This window comes from Streptomyces curacoi, assembly GCF_001513975.1.
Taxonomy (GTDB): Bacteria; Actinomycetota; Actinomycetes; order Streptomycetales; family Streptomycetaceae; genus Streptomyces; species Streptomyces curacoi.
The window spans coordinates 353621-371277 of the sequence record NZ_KQ947984.1 but is presented as its reverse complement, the minus strand read 5'-3'; the positions used below and the strand labels follow the sequence as shown (position 1 = coordinate 371277).

The 17657-nt window shown below is 71.8% G+C and carries 12 protein-coding genes; 5 read left to right on the top strand and 7 right to left on the bottom strand.

Annotated elements, in window-relative coordinates; all coding sequences use genetic code 11:
• Positions 1–106: 106 nt before the first annotated feature.
• Positions 107–1060, top strand: a complete 954-nt coding sequence (lgt, locus tag AQI70_RS01645) for a prolipoprotein diacylglyceryl transferase (protein ID WP_062142993.1) — start codon at positions 107–109, stop codon at positions 1058–1060.
• A gap of 62 nt (positions 1061–1122) precedes the next feature.
• On the opposite strand, the gene AQI70_RS01640 is transcribed toward lgt, so the two are convergent.
• The 7 genes from AQI70_RS01640 to AQI70_RS01610 are packed head-to-tail and all read right to left on the bottom strand — an operon-like array spanning position 1123 to position 9233.
• Entirely contained in the window at positions 1123–1974 is an 852-nt protein-coding gene (locus AQI70_RS01640) for an HpcH/HpaI aldolase/citrate lyase family protein (protein WP_062142990.1), read from the bottom strand.
• The gene (locus tag AQI70_RS01635; protein WP_244181429.1) at positions 1971–3281 is read right to left on the bottom strand and encodes a CaiB/BaiF CoA transferase family protein; all 1311 of its coding nucleotides are present in this window, start codon (positions 3279–3281) and stop codon (positions 1971–1973) included. Before AQI70_RS01635 ends, AQI70_RS01640 begins: the two co-directional genes overlap by 4 nt.
• Positions 3278–4171 carry a ribokinase gene (gene rbsK / locus AQI70_RS01630; protein ID WP_062142987.1) on the bottom strand — a complete coding sequence of 298 codons (894 nt, stop codon included), beginning with the start codon at positions 4169–4171 and terminating at the stop codon, positions 3278–3280. The genes AQI70_RS01635 and rbsK overlap by 4 nt, the downstream gene beginning before the upstream one ends.
• Positions 4168–5562, bottom strand: a complete 1395-nt coding sequence (locus AQI70_RS01625) for an ADP-ribosylglycohydrolase family protein (RefSeq protein WP_062142984.1) — start codon at positions 5560–5562, stop codon at positions 4168–4170. The genes rbsK and AQI70_RS01625 overlap by 4 nt, the downstream gene beginning before the upstream one ends.
• A complete protein-coding gene (locus AQI70_RS01620; protein ID WP_062142981.1) occupies positions 5550–6725 on the bottom strand; it encodes an ADP-ribosylglycohydrolase family protein in 1176 nt (391 codons plus the stop codon). The genes AQI70_RS01625 and AQI70_RS01620 overlap by 13 nt, the downstream gene beginning before the upstream one ends.
• A gap of 7 nt (positions 6726–6732) precedes the next feature.
• Entirely contained in the window at positions 6733–8169 is a 1437-nt protein-coding gene (locus AQI70_RS01615) for an ADP-ribosylglycohydrolase family protein (protein WP_079051104.1), read from the bottom strand.
• A complete protein-coding gene (locus AQI70_RS01610) occupies positions 8166–9233 on the bottom strand; it encodes an ADP-ribosylglycohydrolase family protein (protein WP_062142976.1) in 1068 nt (355 codons plus the stop codon). Before AQI70_RS01610 ends, AQI70_RS01615 begins: the two co-directional genes overlap by 4 nt.
• Before the next feature lie 270 nt (positions 9234–9503).
• Between AQI70_RS01610 and AQI70_RS01605 the strand changes: the two genes are divergently transcribed.
• The 4 genes from AQI70_RS01605 to AQI70_RS01590 all read left to right on the top strand — a co-directional run bounded on the left by AQI70_RS01605 (position 9504) and on the right by AQI70_RS01590 (position 17622).
• Entirely contained in the window at positions 9504–10235 is a 732-nt protein-coding gene (locus tag AQI70_RS01605) for a VIT1/CCC1 transporter family protein (protein WP_062142973.1), read from the top strand.
• Positions 10236–10607: 372 nt separating this feature from the next.
• Positions 10608–15203 carry a glutamate synthase large subunit gene (gene gltB / locus AQI70_RS01600; RefSeq protein WP_208607290.1) on the top strand — a complete coding sequence of 1532 codons (4596 nt, stop codon included), beginning with the start codon at positions 10608–10610 and terminating at the stop codon, positions 15201–15203.
• A complete protein-coding gene (locus tag AQI70_RS01595; RefSeq protein ID WP_062142968.1) occupies positions 15196–16659 on the top strand; it encodes a glutamate synthase subunit beta in 1464 nt (487 codons plus the stop codon). The genes gltB and AQI70_RS01595 overlap by 8 nt, the downstream gene beginning before the upstream one ends.
• A 240-nt stretch (positions 16660–16899) precedes the next feature.
• Positions 16900–17622: a vWA domain-containing protein gene (locus AQI70_RS01590; protein WP_062142964.1), complete on the top strand. Its 723-nt coding sequence runs from the start codon at positions 16900–16902 to the stop codon at positions 17620–17622.
• The last annotated feature ends 35 nt before the right edge of the window (positions 17623–17657 follow it).

The following is a 17657-nucleotide window of genomic DNA, read 5'->3' as shown; positions in this document are numbered from 1 at the left end:
CGCAGGGCAGGGCCTCATGAAGGCGCTGCCCGTTGCTGCCCGTTATGGACCCGTAGCCGGGCCGCCTGCCATCGGCGCCGCCCGGCAGGGTAGCGTCGACCTTGCCATGGAACTTGCCTACATTCCCAGCCCGTCGCGCGGGGTGATCTACCTCGGTCCCATTCCGCTGCGCGGCTACGCCTTCTGCATCATCCTCGGTGTCTTCGTAGCCGTCTGGCTCGGCAACAAACGCTGGATCGCCCGGGGCGGGCGGGCCGGCACGGTGGCCGACATCGCGGTCTGGGCCGTGCCGTTCGGCTTGGTCGGCGGTCGGCTCTACCACGTGATCACGGACTACGAGCTGTACTTCAGCGAGGGCCGTGACTGGGTGGACGCCTTCAAGATCTGGGAGGGCGGCCTCGGTATCTGGGGCGCGATCGCGCTGGGCGCGCTGGGCGCCTGGATCGGCTGCCGGCGCCGCGGCATCCCGATGCCGGCGTACGCCGACGCCGTCGCACCCGGAATCGCCTTCGCGCAGGCCATCGGGCGCTGGGGCAACTGGTTCAACCAGGAGCTGTACGGGCGGCGGACGGACGTCCCGTGGGCCCTGGAGATCACGTCCTCCGCGGACGGGCGGGTGCCGGGCACCTACCACCCGACGTTCCTGTACGAGTCGCTGTGGTGCATCGGCGTCGCGCTGCTGGTCATCTGGGCCGACCGCCGCTTCAAGCTGGGGCACGGGCGGGCGTTCGCGCTGTACGTCGCCGCGTACTGCGTGGGCCGGTTCTGGGTCGAGTACATGCGGGTCGACGACGCCCACCACATCCTGGGCCTGCGGCTGAACAACTGGACCGCGCTGATCGTGTTCCTGCTCGCGGTGGCGTACATCGTGGTGTCGGCGAAGAAGCGGCCGGGCAGGGAACCCGTGGTCGAGCCGGGCGCCTCCGGTGACGAACCCGACGGTGCGGACGAGGCTTCCGGTGACGCCAAGGCCTCCGACGCCGCTGAGGCCGAGGCCGACGTGAAGGACGACGTGAAGGACGACGTCAAGGGCGAGGCGGAGCCGACGAAGAAGACCTGAGGCTTGGTTCTACGACGATGAGGGCGCTCGGCACTGGCCGGGCGCCCTCCGTTGTGTGAGGGTCAGCGCCGGCGGGCCAGGGACAGGGTCCTGTGCGCCGCTGCCACCACCGCCGCGTCGATGAAGGTTCCGTCCTGCAAGGCCTGGGCGCCGTCTCCCGTCGCCGCCGCCTTGATGATCGTCTCCGCTTGTTCCAGCTCCTCCTGGGTGGGGAGATAGGCCCGTTCGATCACCGGGAGCTGGCGGGGGTGGATGGCCGCCCGGCCCAGGAATCCCAAGGTGCGGCCGTGGGCGCAGGACGCCACCAGGCCCTCCAGGTCGCGGATGTCCGGATGGATCGACTGCGAGGGCGGGGGCAGGCCCGCCGCCCGCGCGGCCACGACGACGCGGGAGCGAGACCAGTCGAGGCCCGCGTCGCCTCGTACGCCGAGGTCGGCGCGTAGGTCCGCCTCGCCGAGGGAGATGCCGTGGAGCGAGGGGTGGGCGGAGGCGATCGCGTGCGCGCGCTCGATGCCCAGGGCCGATTCCAGGAGGGCGTGCAGGGGGAGGGTCCCCGGGGCGGTGGGCGGGGTGGTCTGAGCGAGGTGGATGATCTGCTCGGCGGAGGTCACCTTCGGAAGGCGGAGGCCGGACAGGCCGGGGCGGGCGGCCAGTGCCTCCAGGTCCTTCGCCGCCGGTGGGGAGCCCAGGGCGTTCACCCGGACATGGACGGGGACGGGGTGCTCCGGTTCGGAGAGCAGGTCGGCCGTGGCCGCACGGGCGTAGTCCTTGCGGTGCGGGACCACCGCGTCCTCCAGGTCCACGATGACGATGTCGGCGCCCGACGCCAGGGCCTTGGCCACCACACGGGGGCGGTCGCCCGGGGCGTACAGCCAGGTCAGGGGGTAGGGGGCGGTCGTAGCCGGGCTCGTCACAGGGCGCCCTCCTCGCGCAGGGCGGCCCGTTCGGCCGGGGTCAGGCCCAGCTCGTCGAGGATCTCTTCGGTGTCCGCGCCGTGCGGGCGGCCTGCCCAGCGGATCGTGCCGGGGGTGGCGGAGAGGCGGAAGAGGACGTTCTGCATGCGCAGCGGGCCCAGCTCGGGGTCGTCGACGGTGGTGATCGTGCCCAGTGCCGCGTACTGGGGGTCCGTCATCACGTCCCGCACGTCCTGGATCGGGGCCACCGCCGCCTCCGCCTTCTCGAAGGCCGCGAGCACGTCGGCGCGGGTGTGGCGGGCGATCCAGTCGCCGACCGCCCGGTCGAGGACGTCGGCGTGGCGGGCCCGCTCGGCGCCCGTCGCGAACCACGGTTCGTCGATCAGGTCGGGGCGTCCCACGAGGCGCATCACGCGCTCGGCGATCGACTGGGCGGAGGTGGAGACGGCGACCCAGGTGCCGTCCGCGGTGCGGTAGGTGTTGCGCGGGGCGTTGTTGGCGGAGCGGTTGCCGGTGCGCTCCTGCACATAGCCGAGCTGGTCGTACCAGGTCGGCAGGGGGCCGATCGCCATCAGCATCGGCTCGATCAGGGCCATGTCGACGACCTGGCCCTCGCCGGTGCGGTCGCGGGCGGCCAGTGCCGTCAGCACCGCGTACGCGGTCGCCAGGCCCGCGATCGAGTCGGCCAGGCCGAAGGGCGGGAGCGTCGGGGGCGCGTCCGGTTCGCCGGTGAGCGCGGCGAAGCCGCTCATCGCCTCGGCGAGGGTGCCGAAGCCGGGGCGGTGGGCGTACGGGCCGAACTGGCCGAAGCCGGTGACGCGGGCCAGGATCAGGCGGGGGTTGGCGGCGGAGAGTTCCGCCCAGCCCAGGTCCCATTTCTCCAGGGTGCCCGGGCGGAAGTTCTCGATGACGACGTCCGCGGTCGCGGCCAGCTTGAGGAGGGCGGCTCGGCCGCCCGGTCTGGAGAGGTTCAGGGTGAGGGTGCGCTTGTTGCGGCCGAGGACCTTCCACCACAGGCCCACGCCGTCCTTCGACGGGCCGTGGCCGCGGGAGGGGTCCGGTTTCTCGGGGTGCTCGACCTTGATGACCTCCGCGCCGAAGTCGCCGAGCATCGTCGCGGCGAGGGGGCCGGCGAAGAGGGTGGCCAGGTCGAGCACGCGCAGGCCGGTGAGGGGGGCGGTGGGACGGGGTGGGGTGCCGGGTGCGGTGCTGGGCTGGGTGCCGGGCGAGGTGCGGGGCTGGGTGCCGGGTGCGGTGTGGGGCTGGGTGCCGGGCGTGGTGCCGGGCTGGGTTCCGGGCGTGCTCATGAGGCGTACCGTGCCTCGATCTCGGGGCGGTACGGCATCGACGCCGAGGCGCCCTCCCGCTGGACCGACAGCGCGGCCGCTGCCGCCGCCCAGGCCAGCGCCTCCCGCATCGGGCGCCCTTCGCCGCGTGCCACCGCGAGGGCGCCGACGAAGGTGTCGCCCGCGCCGGTGGTGTCGACGGGGGCCACCTTCGGGGCGGGGACGGTCACGGGATCGGCGCCGCGGGCCACGTACAGGCTGCCGGCCGCGCCCAGGGTGACGACCACCTCGGGCACCAGGTCGAGCAGCCCGATGGCCGCCTCGCGGGGGTCGGTGCGGCCGGTGAGGGTGGTGGCCTCGTGCTCGTTGGGGACCAACAGGTCGACGGCGATGAGCAGTTCGTCCGGGAGCGGCTGGGCGGGGGAGGGGGTGAGGACCGTACGGACGCCGTGGCGGCGGGCCGCCTGGGCGCCGGCGACGACCGCGGGCAGCGGGATCTCCAGCTGGAGCAGCAGGAGGTCGGCGGAGGCGATGACGCCCTCGTCACCGGGACTCAGGTGGTCGAGGGTGCCGTTCGCGCCGGGGATCACGACGATCGCGTTGCCGCCCTCGTCGTCCACGACGATGTGCGCGGTGCCGGAAGGGCCCTCGACCGTGCGGAGGTCGTCGGTGTCCACGCCGGAGTGTTCGAGGGTGGAGCGCAGCCGGGTGCCGAAGGCGTCGTTGCCGACCGCGCCGATCATCGAGACGTCGCCGCCCGCGCGGGCCGCCGCGATCGCCTGGTTGGCGCCCTTGCCGCCCGGGATCGTACGGAACTCCCGTCCCGTCACGGTCTCGCCGCGCTGGGGGGCCTTTTCGACGTAGGTGACGAGGTCCATGTTCGTGCTGCCGAGCACGACGATGTCGGTCATGGGCGAGTGGCCTCCAAGTGGTCGGGTCCGTGGGTCAGTTCCTGGGTGAGCCGGGCCAGCGTGTCGAAGCCGGTGCCGTTGAAGTCGGCGACGGAGGTGGCGAGGCGGTTCTTGAGGGGGGCCGTCCAGCGGTCCGGGAGGGCGGTCGGGGCGCCGGCGAGGAGGGCGGCGACGCTGCCCGCGGTCGCGCCGTTGGAGTCGGTGTCCCAACCGCCCGAGACCGCACGGCAGACGGAGCCGGTGAAGTCGCCGTTCGCGTGGGTGAGGGCGGCGGTGATCAGGGCGGTGTTGGGGATGGCGTGGACCCAGTGGTGGGCGGGGGAGTAGGTGGCGTGGAGTTCGTCGACGACCGTGTCGAAGTCCTCGTGGGTCCCCGCGAGTTGGATGGCGTGGCGGACGGCGTGGGACAGCCGGGAGTGCGGGGGGATCACCTTCAGGCCGGTGCGCAGGCAGGTGTGGATGGCGTCAGGGCCTGTCCCTGTCGCTGCCCGCGCGATGACTGCCGCCGTGAACATCGCCGCGTAGACGCCGTTGGCGGTGTGGGTGAGGGTGGCGTCCCGGTGGGCCTGTTCGGCGGCGGCGGCCGGGTCGCCGGGGTTGGTCCAGCCGTGGACGTCCGCACGGATGAGGGCGCCGATCCATTCGCGGAAGGGGTTGCGGTGGCGGGCCGTGTGCGGGGGTTCGATGCCGAGGAGGAGGTTGCGGTGGGCGATGCGTTCGGCGGTGAAGGTGCGGCCGGGCGGGAGTTCGTCCAGCCAGAGGCGGGCCACGTCGGTGGTGGTGAAGGCTTTGCCGTGGCGCCTGAGCAGGAGGAGGTTGAGGAGGGGGTAGTTGAGGTCGTCGTCCTCGGGCATGCCGTCGATGTTCTCGGCGAGGGAGGTGCCGGCCGAGCGGCGGTTCCAGGGGTGGGCGGTGAGGAGGTCCGCGGGGACTCCCTTTGCTGTGAAGTACGTGTTCAGGGGCCAGTTGCCGGTTGCTTCGGCCAGTTGGCGGATGGCTTCGAGGGGGAGCTTTTCGACGGGTTTGCCGAGGAGGCAGCCGACCGCTCGGCCCAGCCAGGCGGCTTCGTGGCGGGCAGGCTGTGCGGCTCCCCTGCCCGCAGGTGGTGAGGGCCAGTTCGGGCACACGGCCTTGATCTTCTCCAGGTCCGTCGGCTCGACGTCCTTCAAGACGCTGGGCAGGTCCGCCAGTTCGTCCAGCAGGTCCTCTGCCAGTTGGCGCAGATAGCGTGACGCCGGTTCCGGTGACGCCCCCGCCCGCGGCGGTGCCTCACTTCCCCCCGCTGCCCGCCACCGCTCCGCGATCCTCGACGGCTCCCGGCCGTCCAGGGCCGCTTGGCGGAGTTCGTGGCCCAGGAGGTCCTCCGGCTGGACCCAGGTCAGTCGGAGCATTCTCGGCCCTCCAGTGCGGTGAACGCCGCCTCGTGCGCCCGGCGGCGGCGTACGTCACGGGCGTGGATCTCCCGCGTGACCTCTGTCAGGGTGCGGGGCGGTTCCCACAGGTCCAGGCGGCTGGCCTCCGCGACCGTCTTCGCCCAGTCCTCCGGGACCGGTGAGCCCAGGGCGCCGGCCAGGGCGCCCGCCATCGTCGCGATGGAGTCGCAGTCGCGGCCGTAGTTCACCGCCCCCAGGACGGCCTGCCGGTAGTCGCCGTTCGCGACCACCACCATGCCCAGCGCGACGGGGAGTTCCTCGATCGCGTGCAGGCGGGAGGGGCGGCGGGCGCCCAGGGAAGGCTGTCGGTAGTCGGGGCCCACCGTGTCGTACGGGGTGACCGCCGCCCGCAGCGGCCCCAGCGCCGACTCGAAGTCCGTGTGGCCGCTCGCCGCTGCGCAGACCTTCTCGATCGCCGCCCGCGTGCCGTCCTTCGCCAGCGACAGGCAGGCCGAGACGACCGAGTCCGGTGTCGCTCCGGGGGCGCACGCCGCCGCCACCGCCGCCGCGAAGACGCCCGCCGCCTCACGGCCGTACGAGGACTGGTGGGCGCCCGCGATGTCCAGCGCCTCGGCGTACGCGGCCCTCGGATCGGCCGCGTTGACCAGGCCGACCGGGGCCATGTACATCGCCGCACCGCAGTTGACGATGTTGCCGACGCCCGCCTCGCGGGGGTCCACATGGCCGTAGTGGAGCCTCGCCACCAGCCATTTCTCCGCCAGGAAGATCCGCTGGAGCGGGAGCGCCGCCGTCTCCAGCTCCGGGATCCAGCGCGGGTTCGTCATCAGGTCCGGGACCAGGTGGTCGGCGATCGCGTACGCGTCGAGGTGGTCGCGGACCGTCGCGTAGACGCGGACCAGGGCGTGCGTCATCAAGGTGTCGTCGGTGACGTGCCCGTCGCCCTTGTGGTACGGCGCGAGGGGGCGGGCCGTGCGCCAGGCGTCGCCGTTCCAGGGGCCGACGATGCCGTGGACGCGGCCGCCGTGGCGTTCGAGGATCTGGTCGGGGGAGTAGCCCTCCACCGGGCCGCCGAGGGCGTCGCCGACCGCCGCGCCGACCAGGGCGCCGGTGATCCGCTCGTCGAGACGCGGCCCACTGCTTTCTTCTCCATTGGGCGTCATGCCCGAATCATCCCTCTGGTCGGGCCGGTTGCGTGGCTTCCAGGAGTTCGGCGAGTTCCACCAGGTCCGTGCCGGTGAGCCGGGGGAGTACGCAGCCGGAGAGGGTCCGGCAGGTGTCGCGCCAGGTCGCCGGGATCGACGCGCCGCCGCCCAGTGCGCCCGTCAGTGCGCCCACCAGGGCCGGCGCCGAGTCCGCGACCCGGGACAGGCACGCGGCGGCGGGGACCGCCTCGGCGATACGGCCGTCCGCCGCGACCGCGAGGGCCAGGGCGACCGGGACCGTTTCCGCCGCGGCGATGCCGTAGCTGTAGACGTGGTCGACGATCTGGTGTTCGAGGAGGGGGATCAGGGCGAAGGCGCTGTCGGCGTCCCGGGCGAGCTGCAGCGCGTGGCGGGCGTTGCGGCCGATCTCCGTCTCCTCCGGGAGCTCGGCGAGTGCCGCCGCCACACAGGCCTCGGTGTTCACGCCGGTCAGGGCCAGCGCGATCGCCGCCGCCATCGCCCGCGCGCCGTGGACGCCGTCGCCGTCCTGGGTGTAGCGGGCGTCGAACTCGGCGAGGTCGGCGGCGCCCCGGGGGTCGCCCGGGTGGGCGACGGCCAGGACGCAGGCCCGTACGCAGGCCGCGTCGTCGAAGTAGTGCGGGTTGTCGTGGCCGGTGGCGGGCGGGCGCAGGCCGGTGGCGAGGTTGCCGAGACCGGCCCGGACGGAGATGCGGGCGCGCAGGGGGAGGATCGCCGACTCGACCTCGGGGGCGCGGTCCGCCGCGGCGGCGACTTCGTCGGCCACGGCGGTCCAGGTCAGGTCGATCGCGGCTCGGGTGCGGCGTTCTCGGCTCAGGTCGCCGAGGGCGGAGTCGTCGCCGGCGCGGAGTACGGCCTCCGCGGCGAAGGCCGCCCATTCCGCGTCGTCGGAGGGGCCCAGGCGGAGGGGCTCGGGGGGTTGGTTGAGCGCGATGGGGACGGGGAGGGTGGTGGTCGCGTTGTGTTCGGCGAAGGTGTCGAGTTCGCGGGTGAGGCGGCGGGTCCAGTCGGGCATGCGGGCGGCTCGGTGGCGGGCGGCGGGCCAGCCGGCGGCGTCGCCTGCGGCCAGGCCGAGCAGGAGGCCCAGGACGCGTTGTCCGGCCTCGGCTTCGCCTTCGGCCGGTTGTTTCCCACCCGCACCACCCGTGCGACTTTCGTCGTCGGGTGCGGGTGGCCCCAGTGGGGTGTTCTCGCCGTCGGCGGGTGCGGGTGGGCCTGGTGGGGTGTTCTCGCCGTCGGCGGGTGCGGCTTTGTGGTGGGGAGTGGGTGGGGTGTGTTCGTTGTTGTCGGGTGCGGGTGGGCCTGGTGGGGTGTTTTCGCCGTCGGCGGGTGCGGGTTCGTTCGGCTGTGTGAGGGGCATGGGATCGGCGTCCGGGGGTGCCGCCGTCGGCGTGCCCTCGTCCCACGGCGTGGGCGGTCTCATCGTCGTACTCCCTCGCGCGGTGCCGGAGCCTCACCCGGTACGAGTCCCCCCGCCCCCCATTTCCCGCCCTCCTCCGGCACCAGCAACTCCGCCACCTCCAGTACGTGGTGCCCGGCCATCGACGGCAGGCAGCTGCCGCGCGCCGGGCCGATCGCCGACGCCCACTCCGTGGGGATCGCCGACGCCCCCTGCGTCGCACCCGCCAGCGCTCCCGCCACCGCCGCCGTCGTATCCGCGTCCCGGCCCATGTTCACGGCCGTCAGTACGGCCTGGACGAAGTCGCCGTCCGCCGCCGCGTAGGCGCCGAAGGCCAGCGCCACGGCCTCGGGGGCCAGGTCGGTCCAGGGGTAGCCGCCGATGACCACCGCCGAGCGGACCGCGCGTTCGCCGCGGTGGGCCACCGCCACGGCGCGGCGCAGGGAGCGGGCCGTCCAGGAGTCGTCGGGAACGACCGCCAGGGCCGAGGCGACCACGGCGATCGTGGGGGCGCCCGCCATCGCCGCCGCGACACCGGCCGCCACCGCCTGGCCGCCGTAGATGCCCTCACCGTCGTGGCTCACCGAGCCGTCGATCGCCACCAGGCGGGCGGCCTCCGCCGGGCGGCCCGCCGCGAAGACCCCGAAGGGGGCCGCCCGCATGGCGAGTCCGTCGCTCCAGGCGTGGCGGTGCTGGGCCGAGATGGGGGCCGCCAGCCCCCGGCGGAGGTTCTCCAGCGTGCCGCGTTCGCTGAAGCCCGCGCCCCGGAAGGGGCCTTCCGCGCGGTCCGCGATCCACTCGTGCCAGGCCGTCTCCACATGGGCCGGGGTGAGGGCCGAGCCGTGGCGGGCGAGGAGGAGGCCCGAGAAGATCGCGTACTCGGTGTCGTCCGTGCCGGCCGGGCTCTCGGTGACGAATCCCGTGATGCGGCCCCAGCGGGCGCGGATCTCGGAGGGCTTCATGTTCTCCGCCGGGGCGCCCAGCGCGTCACCGACCGCGAGGCCCAGCAGCGCGCCGCGTGCCCGTTCGCGGAGTTCGGCGGCGTCCCCGGGCGCCGGGACCGAGGGGATGCGGGCGATCGATGGCATGCGCGGCCTCTCCTCCGGGGGCTCCGCCCAGGGCGCGGAGCCCTTTGCGGATGTGTCCCACCGTCGGCGGTTGACCTGAGCCTCGGAGGCCTCAGTGTCACCCGGTCGGCATCTGAGCGGTGAGGGCTACGAATGAGCGTTCTAGGTAAAAGCGCAGGTTAGCGCAGCCTTTCCTTGCTGGCGGGAGGGAATTTCCCGGCATAGATTGGGTGTTGTCCAAGAGTAGAAATTGTCTAAAGGCAGCCTTTCCTAAGCTCCCAGGGGGACTTCATGGCCATCATCGAGACCGAGGCGGCGCTGCATGAGGCGCACCGCGACAACCACACGCACCGGGATGTGAACGGCGGCTGGCTGCGCCCCGCGGTCTTCGGTGCGATGGACGGCCTGGTCTCGAACCTCGCCCTGATGACCGGTGTCGCGGGCGGGTCGGTCAGTCATCAGACCGTCGTGCTGAGCGGGCTCGCCGGGCTCGCCGCCGGTGCCTTCTCCATGGCCGCCGGTGAGTACACCTCCGTCGCCTCGCAGCGCGAGCTCGTCGAGGCCGAGCTGGAGGTCGAGCGTCGCGAGCTGAGAAAGCACCCGAAGGACGAGCAGGCCGAGCTCGCGGCCCTCTATGAGAGCCGGGGCGTGGAGCCGAAGCTCGCCCGTGCCGTGGCCGAGCAGCTCTCCCGCGATCCCGAGCTGGCCCTGGAGATCCATGCCCGCGAGGAGCTCGGCATCGACCCCGGCGATCTGCCGTCGCCCCTGGTCGCGGCGGTGTCGTCGTTCGGGTCCTTCGCGCTGGGCGCCCTGCTGCCCGTACTGCCGTATCTGCTCGGGGCGACCGCGCTGTGGCCGGCCGTACTGCTCGCGCTGCTCGGGCTGTTCCTGTGCGGTGCGGTCGTGGCCAAGGTGACGGCGCGGACCTGGTGGTTCAGCGGGCTGCGTCAGCTCGCGCTCGGTGGTGCCGCGGCCGGTGTGACGTACGCCCTGGGCAGCTTGTTCGGAACGGCCGTAGGATAGTTCGGCTGGAACTTATGCGTTGGGCCGCATAAGTAGCCGTTACTCGCTGGTTTCGAGTGCTTAACCACCGGGCATGAGCCGTAAGCGCTGTGGGCAATGACGCCTGCGGCGCACTCGCGGGGTGGGCGACGACGCCCCCTCCGTCACCTCGGATCGACGGACATAGACCTGTCCCGCTCGGTCCCCACATACTTCAAGCCATGTGCGCGGGACCCCCGCCGTAAGCCGTGGCGTCCGCATGTTGGAACGGAGTATCCCGGTTCCCGAGAACCGTTCCATCATGTAACCTGCACGAAATTTTGCGATCACGCAGAGGGCCAACGTCGTCCCTCGGCACCTTGTATATGCCACATGACGACGACGGGAGAGCCGATGCGTACGCCGCGCCAGCCGTCCCAGCACTCCGCGAATGGCCAGAACTGGTCGTTCATGGATGCTCGCCCTGCTGCGCAGGGTATGTACGACCCCCGCAACGAGCACGACGCCTGTGGCGTCGGCTTCGTGGCGACCCTCACCGGCGAGGCGAGCCACACGCTGGTCGAGCAGGCGCTGACCGTTCTGCGCAACCTCGAACACCGCGGCGCCACCGGCTCCGAGCCGGACTCCGGTGACGGCGCGGGCATCCTCTCCCAGGTGCCGGACGCCTTCCTCCGTGAGGTGGCCGGATTCGAACTGCCCGAGGCCGGTGCTTACGCCGTCGGTATCGCCTTCCTGCCGGAGGAGGGGACCGAGGACGCCGTCTCGCAGATCGAGACGATCGCGGCCGACGAGGGCCTGACCGTCCTCGGCTGGCGCGAAGTCCCCGTCGCGCCCGAGCTGCTGGGTGCCACCGCCCGGTCGACCATGCCCGCCTTCCGTCAGATCTTCGTGACGGACGGCGCCAGCAAGGGCATCGCCCTCGACCGCAAGGCCTTCGTGCTGCGCAAGCGCGCCGAGCGCGAGGCCGGTGTCTACTTCCCGTCGCTGTCGGCCCGCACGATTGTCTACAAGGGCATGCTGACCACCGGTCAGCTGGAGCCCTTCTTCCCGGACCTGTCCGACCGCCGGTTCGCCTCCGCGATCGCGCTCGTGCACTCCCGGTTCTCCACGAACACCTTCCCGTCGTGGCCGCTCGCGCACCCGTACCGCTTCGTCGCGCACAACGGTGAGATCAACACCGTCAAGGGCAACCGCAACTGGATGGTCGCCCGCGAGTCGCAGCTGGTCTCCGACCTGTTCGGCCCGCAGGAGAAGCTGGAGCGGATCTTCCCGGTCTGCACGCCGGACGCCTCCGACTCCGCCTCCTTCGACGAGGTGCTGGAGCTGCTCCACCTCGGCGGCCGTTCCCTGCCGCACTCCGTGCTGATGATGATCCCGGAGGCGTGGGAGAACCACGACTCCATGGCCCCGGCCCGCCGCGCCTTCTACCAGTTCCACGCCACGATGATGGAGCCCTGGGACGGCCCGGCCTGTGTCACCTTCACCGACGGCACCCAGGTCGGCGCCGTGCTCGACCGCAACGGTCTGCGCCCCGGCCGCTACTGGGTCACCGACGAGGGCCTCGTCGTCCTCGGCTCCGAGGTCGGCGTCCTCGACATCGACCCCTCGAAGGTCGTCCGCAAGGGCCGTCTGCAGCCCGGCCGTATGTTCCTCGTCGACACCGCCGAGCACCGCATCATCGAGGACGACGAGATCAAGGCCCAGCTCGCCGCCGAGGCGCCGTACGCGGAGTGGCTGGAGGCCGGCGAGATCGAGCTGTCCGACCTGCCCGAGCGTGAGCACATCGTGCACACCCACGCCTCGGTCACCCGCCGCCAGCAGACCTTCGGCTACACCGAGGAGGAGCTGCGGGTCATCCTCGCGCCGATGGCCAAGGCCGGCGCCGAGCCGATCGGTTCCATGGGCACCGACTCGCCGATCGCCGCGCTGAGCGAGCGCCCGCGTCTGCTCTTCGACTACTTCACGCAGCTGTTCGCGCAGGTCACCAACCCGCCGCTGGACGCCATCCGCGAGGAGCTCGTCACTTCGCTCAGGAGCTCCCTCGGCCCGCAGGGCAACCTGCTGGAGCCGACGGCCGCGTCCTGCCGCTCGGTCACCCTGCCCTTCCCGGTGATCGACAACGACGAGCTGGCCAAGCTCATCCACATCAACGCCGACGGCGACATGCCCGGCTTCAAGGCCGCGACCCTCTCCGGTCTGTACCGGGTGCACGGCGGCGGCGAAGCCCTGGCCGCGCGCATCGAGGAGATCTGCGCCGAGGCCGACGCCGCCATCGAGAACGGCGCCCGCCTGATCGTCCTGTCGGACCGCCACTCCGACGCCGAGCACGCGCCGATCCCGTCGCTGCTGCTCACCGCGGCCGTCCACCACCACCTCATCCGCACCAAGCAGCGCACCCACGTGGGCCTGCTGGTCGAGGCCGGTGACGTCCGCGAGGTACACCACGTCGCCCTGCTCATCGGCTACGGCGCCGCCGCCGTCAACCCGTACCTGGCGATGGAGTCCGTCGAGGACCTGCTGCGCGCGGGCACCTTCCTGAACGGCATGGAGCCCGAGCAGGCCATCAAGAACCTGATCTACGCCCTCGGCAAGGGCGTGCTGAAGGTCATGTCCAAGATGGGCATCTCGACCGTCGCCTCCTACCGCGGCGCCCAGGTCTTCGAGGCCGTCGGCCTCGACGAGGCCTTCGTCGAGAAGTACTTCAACGGCACGGCCACCAAGATCGGCGGCGTCGGCATCGACGTCATCGCCAAGGAGGTCGCCGCCCGCCACGCCAAGGCCTACCCGGCCTCCGGCATCGCTCCCGCGCACCGCGCGCTGGAGATAGGCGGCGAGTACCAGTGGCGCCGCGAGGGCGAGCCGCACCTGTTCGACCCGGAGACGGTCTTCCGCCTCCAGCACTCCACGCGCACCGGTCGCTACGACATCTTCAAGAAGTACACCGAGCGCGTGAACGAGCAGTCCGAGCGGCTCATGACGCTCCGCGGGCTCTTCGGCTTCAAGTCCGACCGGAAGCCGATCTCCATCGACGAGGTCGAGCCGGCCAGCGAGATCGTCAAGCGCTTCTCCACGGGCGCCATGTCGTACGGCTCCATCTCCAAGGAGGCGCACGAGACCCTCGCCATCGCCATGAACCAGCTGGGCGGCAAGTCCAACACCGGTGAGGGCGGCGAGGACGCGGAGCGTCTGTACGACCCGGCGCGCCGGTCGTCCATCAAGCAGGTCGCCTCCGGCCGCTTCGGTGTCACGTCCGAGTACCTGGTCAACGCCGACGACATCCAGATCAAGATGGCCCAGGGCGCCAAGCCCGGCGAGGGCGGCCAGCTGCCCGGCCACAAGGTCTACCCGTGGGTGGCCAAGACCCGTCACTCGACGCCGGGTGTCGGTCTGATCTCCCCGCCGCCGCACCACGACATCTACTCCATCGAGGACCTGGCCCAGCTGATCCACGACCTGAAGAACGCGAACCCGCAGGCGCGGATTCACGTCAAACTGGTCTCCGAGGTCGGCGTCGGCACGGTCGCCGCGGGTGTGTCCAAGGCACACGCGGACGTCGTGCTCATCTCCGGCCACGACGGCGGTACGGGTGCCTCCCCGCTGACCTCGCTGAAGCACGCCGGTGGTCCCTGGGAGCTCGGCCTCGCCGAGACCCAGCAGACCCTGCTGCTCAACGGCCTGCGCGACCGCATCGTCGTGCAGACCGACGGCCAGCTGAAGACCGGCCGTGACGTCGTCATCGCCGCGCTGCTCGGCGCCGAGGAGTTCGGTTTCGCGACCGCGCCGCTCGTCGTCTCCGGCTGCGTCATGATGCGCGTCTGCCACCTGGACACCTGCCCGGTCGGCATCGCCACCCAGAACCCGACGCTGCGCGACCGGTTCTCCGGCAAGGCCGAGTACGTCGTGAACTTCTTCCAGTTCATCGCCGAAGAGGTCCGCGAGCTCCTCGCCGAGCTGGGCTTCCGCTCCATCGAGGAGGCCGTCGGCCACGCCGAGGCGCTCGACGTGACCCGCGCGGTGAACCACTGGAAGGCGCAGGGCCTGGACCTGGCCCCGCTGTTCCACGTGCCCGAGCTGCCCGAGGGCGCGGTGCGCCACCAGCTGATCGCGCAGGACCACGGCCTGGAGAAGGCGCTCGACAACGAGCTCATCAAGCTCGCCGCCGACGCGCTCGCCGCGGACTCCGCGACCGACGCCCAGCCGGTGCGCGCCCAGGTCGCCATCCGCAACATCAACCGCACGGTCGGCACCATGCTCGGCCACGAGGTGACGAAGAAGTTCGGTGGCGCGGGCCTGCCCGACGACACCATCGACATCACCTTCACCGGCTCCGCCGGCCAGTCCTTCGGCGCCTTCCTCCCGCGCGGTGTCACGCTGCGCCTGGAGGGCGACGCCAACGACTACGTCGGCAAGGGCCTCTCCGGCGGCCGTGTCGTCGTCCGCCCGGACCGGCGCGCCGACCACCTCGCCGAGTACTCGACGATCGCGGGCAACACCATCGCGTACGGCGCGACCGGCGGCGAGCTGTTCCTGCGCGGTCGTACCGGTGAGCGCTTCTGTGTCCGCAACTCCGGCGCGCTGGTCGTCTCCGAGGGCGTGGGCGACCACGGCTGCGAGTACATGACCGGCGGTCACGCGGTGGTCCTGGGCGAGACGGGGCGCAACTTCGCGGCCGGCATGTCCGGCGGCGTCGCGTACGTCATCGACCTGGACCGCGACAACGTCAACGTCGGCAACCTGGGCGCCATCGAGGCCCTGGACGACGCCGACAAGCAGTGGCTGCACGACGTCGTGCGCCGCCACCAGGAGGAGACCGGCTCGACGGTCGCCGAGAAGCTGCTTGCCGAGTGGGACACCGCCGTGGACCGCTTCAGCAAGATCATCCCCAGCACGTACAAGGCAGTGCTCGCCGCCAAGGACGCCGCCGAGCGAGCCGGTCTCTCCGAGACCGAGACCCACGAGAAGATGATGGAGGCGGCGATCAATGGCTGACCCGAAGGGCTTCTTGAACCACGGTCGCGAGGTCGCCAAGTCCCGCCCCGTCGGTGAGCGCGTCAAGGACTGGAACGAGGTCTACGTCCCCGGCTCCCTGCTGCCGATCATCAGCAAGCAGGCCAGCCGGTGCATGGACTGCGGCATCCCGTTCTGCCACAACGGCTGCCCGCTCGGGAACCTGATCCCCGAGTGGAACGACTACGCCTACCGCGAGGACTGGGCGGCCGCCTCCGAGCGCCTGCACGCGACGAACAACTTCCCGGAGTTCACGGGCCGTCTGTGCCCCGCTCCCTGTGAGTCGGCGTGTGTGCTCGGCATCAACCAGCCGGCCGTCACCATCAAGAACGTCGAGGTCTCGATCATCGACAAGGCGTGGGACAGCGGCGATGTCGCGCCGCAGATCCCGGAGCGCCTGTCCGGCAAGACGGTCGCGGTCATCGGCTCGGGCCCGGCGGGTCTCGCCGCCGCCCAGCAGCTGACCCGGGCCGGTCACACCGTCGCCGTCTACGAGCGCGCGGACCGCGTCGGGGGCCTCCTCCGCTACGGCATCCCCGAGTTCAAGATGGAGAAGCGGCACATCAACCGCCGTATCGAGCAGATGCGCGCGGAGGGCACCCGCTTCCGTACCGGCATCGAGATCGGCCGCGACCTCAAGGCGACCGACCTGAAGAAGCGGTACGACGCCGTGGTCCTGGCCGTCGGCGCGACGACCGCCCGTGACCTCCCGGTCCCCGGCCGCGAGCTCAAGGGCATCTACCAGGCCATGGAGTACCTGCCGCTGGCCAACAAGGTCCAGGAGGGCGACTTCGTGGCGCCCCCGATCTCGGCCGAGGGCAAGCACGTCGTCGTCATCGGCGGTGGCGACACCGGCGCCGACTGCGTGGGCACCGCCCACCGCCAGGGCGCGGCCTCGGTGACGCAGCTGGAGATCATGCCCCGCCCGAACGACGAGCGGAACCCGGTCTCCCAGCCGTGGCCGACCTTCCCGATGCTCTACAAGGTCACCTCGGCCCACGAGGAGGGCGGCGAGCGGGTCTACTCCGTCTCCACCACCCACTTCGAGGGCGACGAGGACGGCAACGTCCAGTGGCTGCACCTCACCGAGGTGGAGTTCATCGACGGCAAGCTGACCCAGAAGCCGGGCACCGAGCGCAAGATCCCCGCCCAGCTCGTGACGCTGGCGATGGGCTTCACCGGCACCGACCGCGAGAACGGCCTGGTCGACCAGTTCGGCCTGGACCTCGACGAGCGCGGCAACATCGCCCGCGACGCCGACTTCCAGACCAACGTGCCGGGCGTGTTCGTCGCCGGTGACGCGGGCCGTGGCCAGTCGCTCATCGTCTGGGCGATCGCGGAGGGCCGCTCGGCCGCCCGCGGGGTCGACCGCTTCCTGACCGGCGCCAGCGACCTGCCGGCCCCGATCCGGCCGACGGACCGCGCGCTGATGGTCTGAGCGGTCCGACAACGGTGACCTGACGGTCACTCACCTACGTCCCGTACAACGGCGTACGGAACACTGACGGCGCCTGCCCCTTGTCCCCGACCGGACGAATGGGCGGGCGCCGTCGCCTTTCCCGGACCGAGACCCGCCCGCACCTGCCGGGCCGGCGCGGTCACCTGTGGACGGACGGGGAGGCGGGGCCGGAGGTGTCGTAACCTCACAGTCGGTGAGATGCGCGAGGGGGGAGACCGTATGGCCGCGATCAGTCTCAGCAAGGTGGAGGAGGCCGCGCCCGCGCTGGTCAGCTTGTACAAGAGCGCCGGGGTGTCGCTCCGCAAGCACGGGCTGGACGGGGTGCGGGCAGCGGTCTACCTGGTGGTCGACTACTCCGGGTCGATGAAGCCGTACTACAAGGACGGCAGCGTGCAGGCGCTCGCCGACCGGGTGCTCGGGCTGTCGGCGCACTTCGACGACGACGGGACCGTGCCGGTGGTGTTCTTCTCCACCGACGTCGACGCCGTGACCGACATCGCGCTGGCCGATCACCGGGGGCGGATCGAGCGGATCGTGGCCGGCCTCGGGCACATGGGCAAGACCAGCTACCACCTGGCCATGGACGCCGTCATCGACCACTACCTGGACAGCGGGTCGACGGCTCCCGCCCTGGTCGTGTTCCAGACCGACGGCGGGCCCGTCAACAAGCTCGCCGCGGAACGGTACCTGTGCAAGGCGGCGCGGCTGCCGCTGTTCTGGCAGTTCATCGGGTTCGGGGACCCGGGAAGCAGACAGTTCGAGTACCTGCGCAAGCTCGACGAGCTGTCCGTTCCCGACAAGCGGGTCGTCGACAACGCCGGGTTCTTCCACGCCGGTTCCGAGCCGCGGAAGGTGTCCGACAGCGAGTTGTACGACCGCTTGGTCGGCGAGTTCCCGAAGTGGCTGGGGGAGGCGCGGGCGCGGGGGATCGTCCGGGGGTAGCGGCGCACCCGGCGCGGCGGCGTCCGACAGCGGGC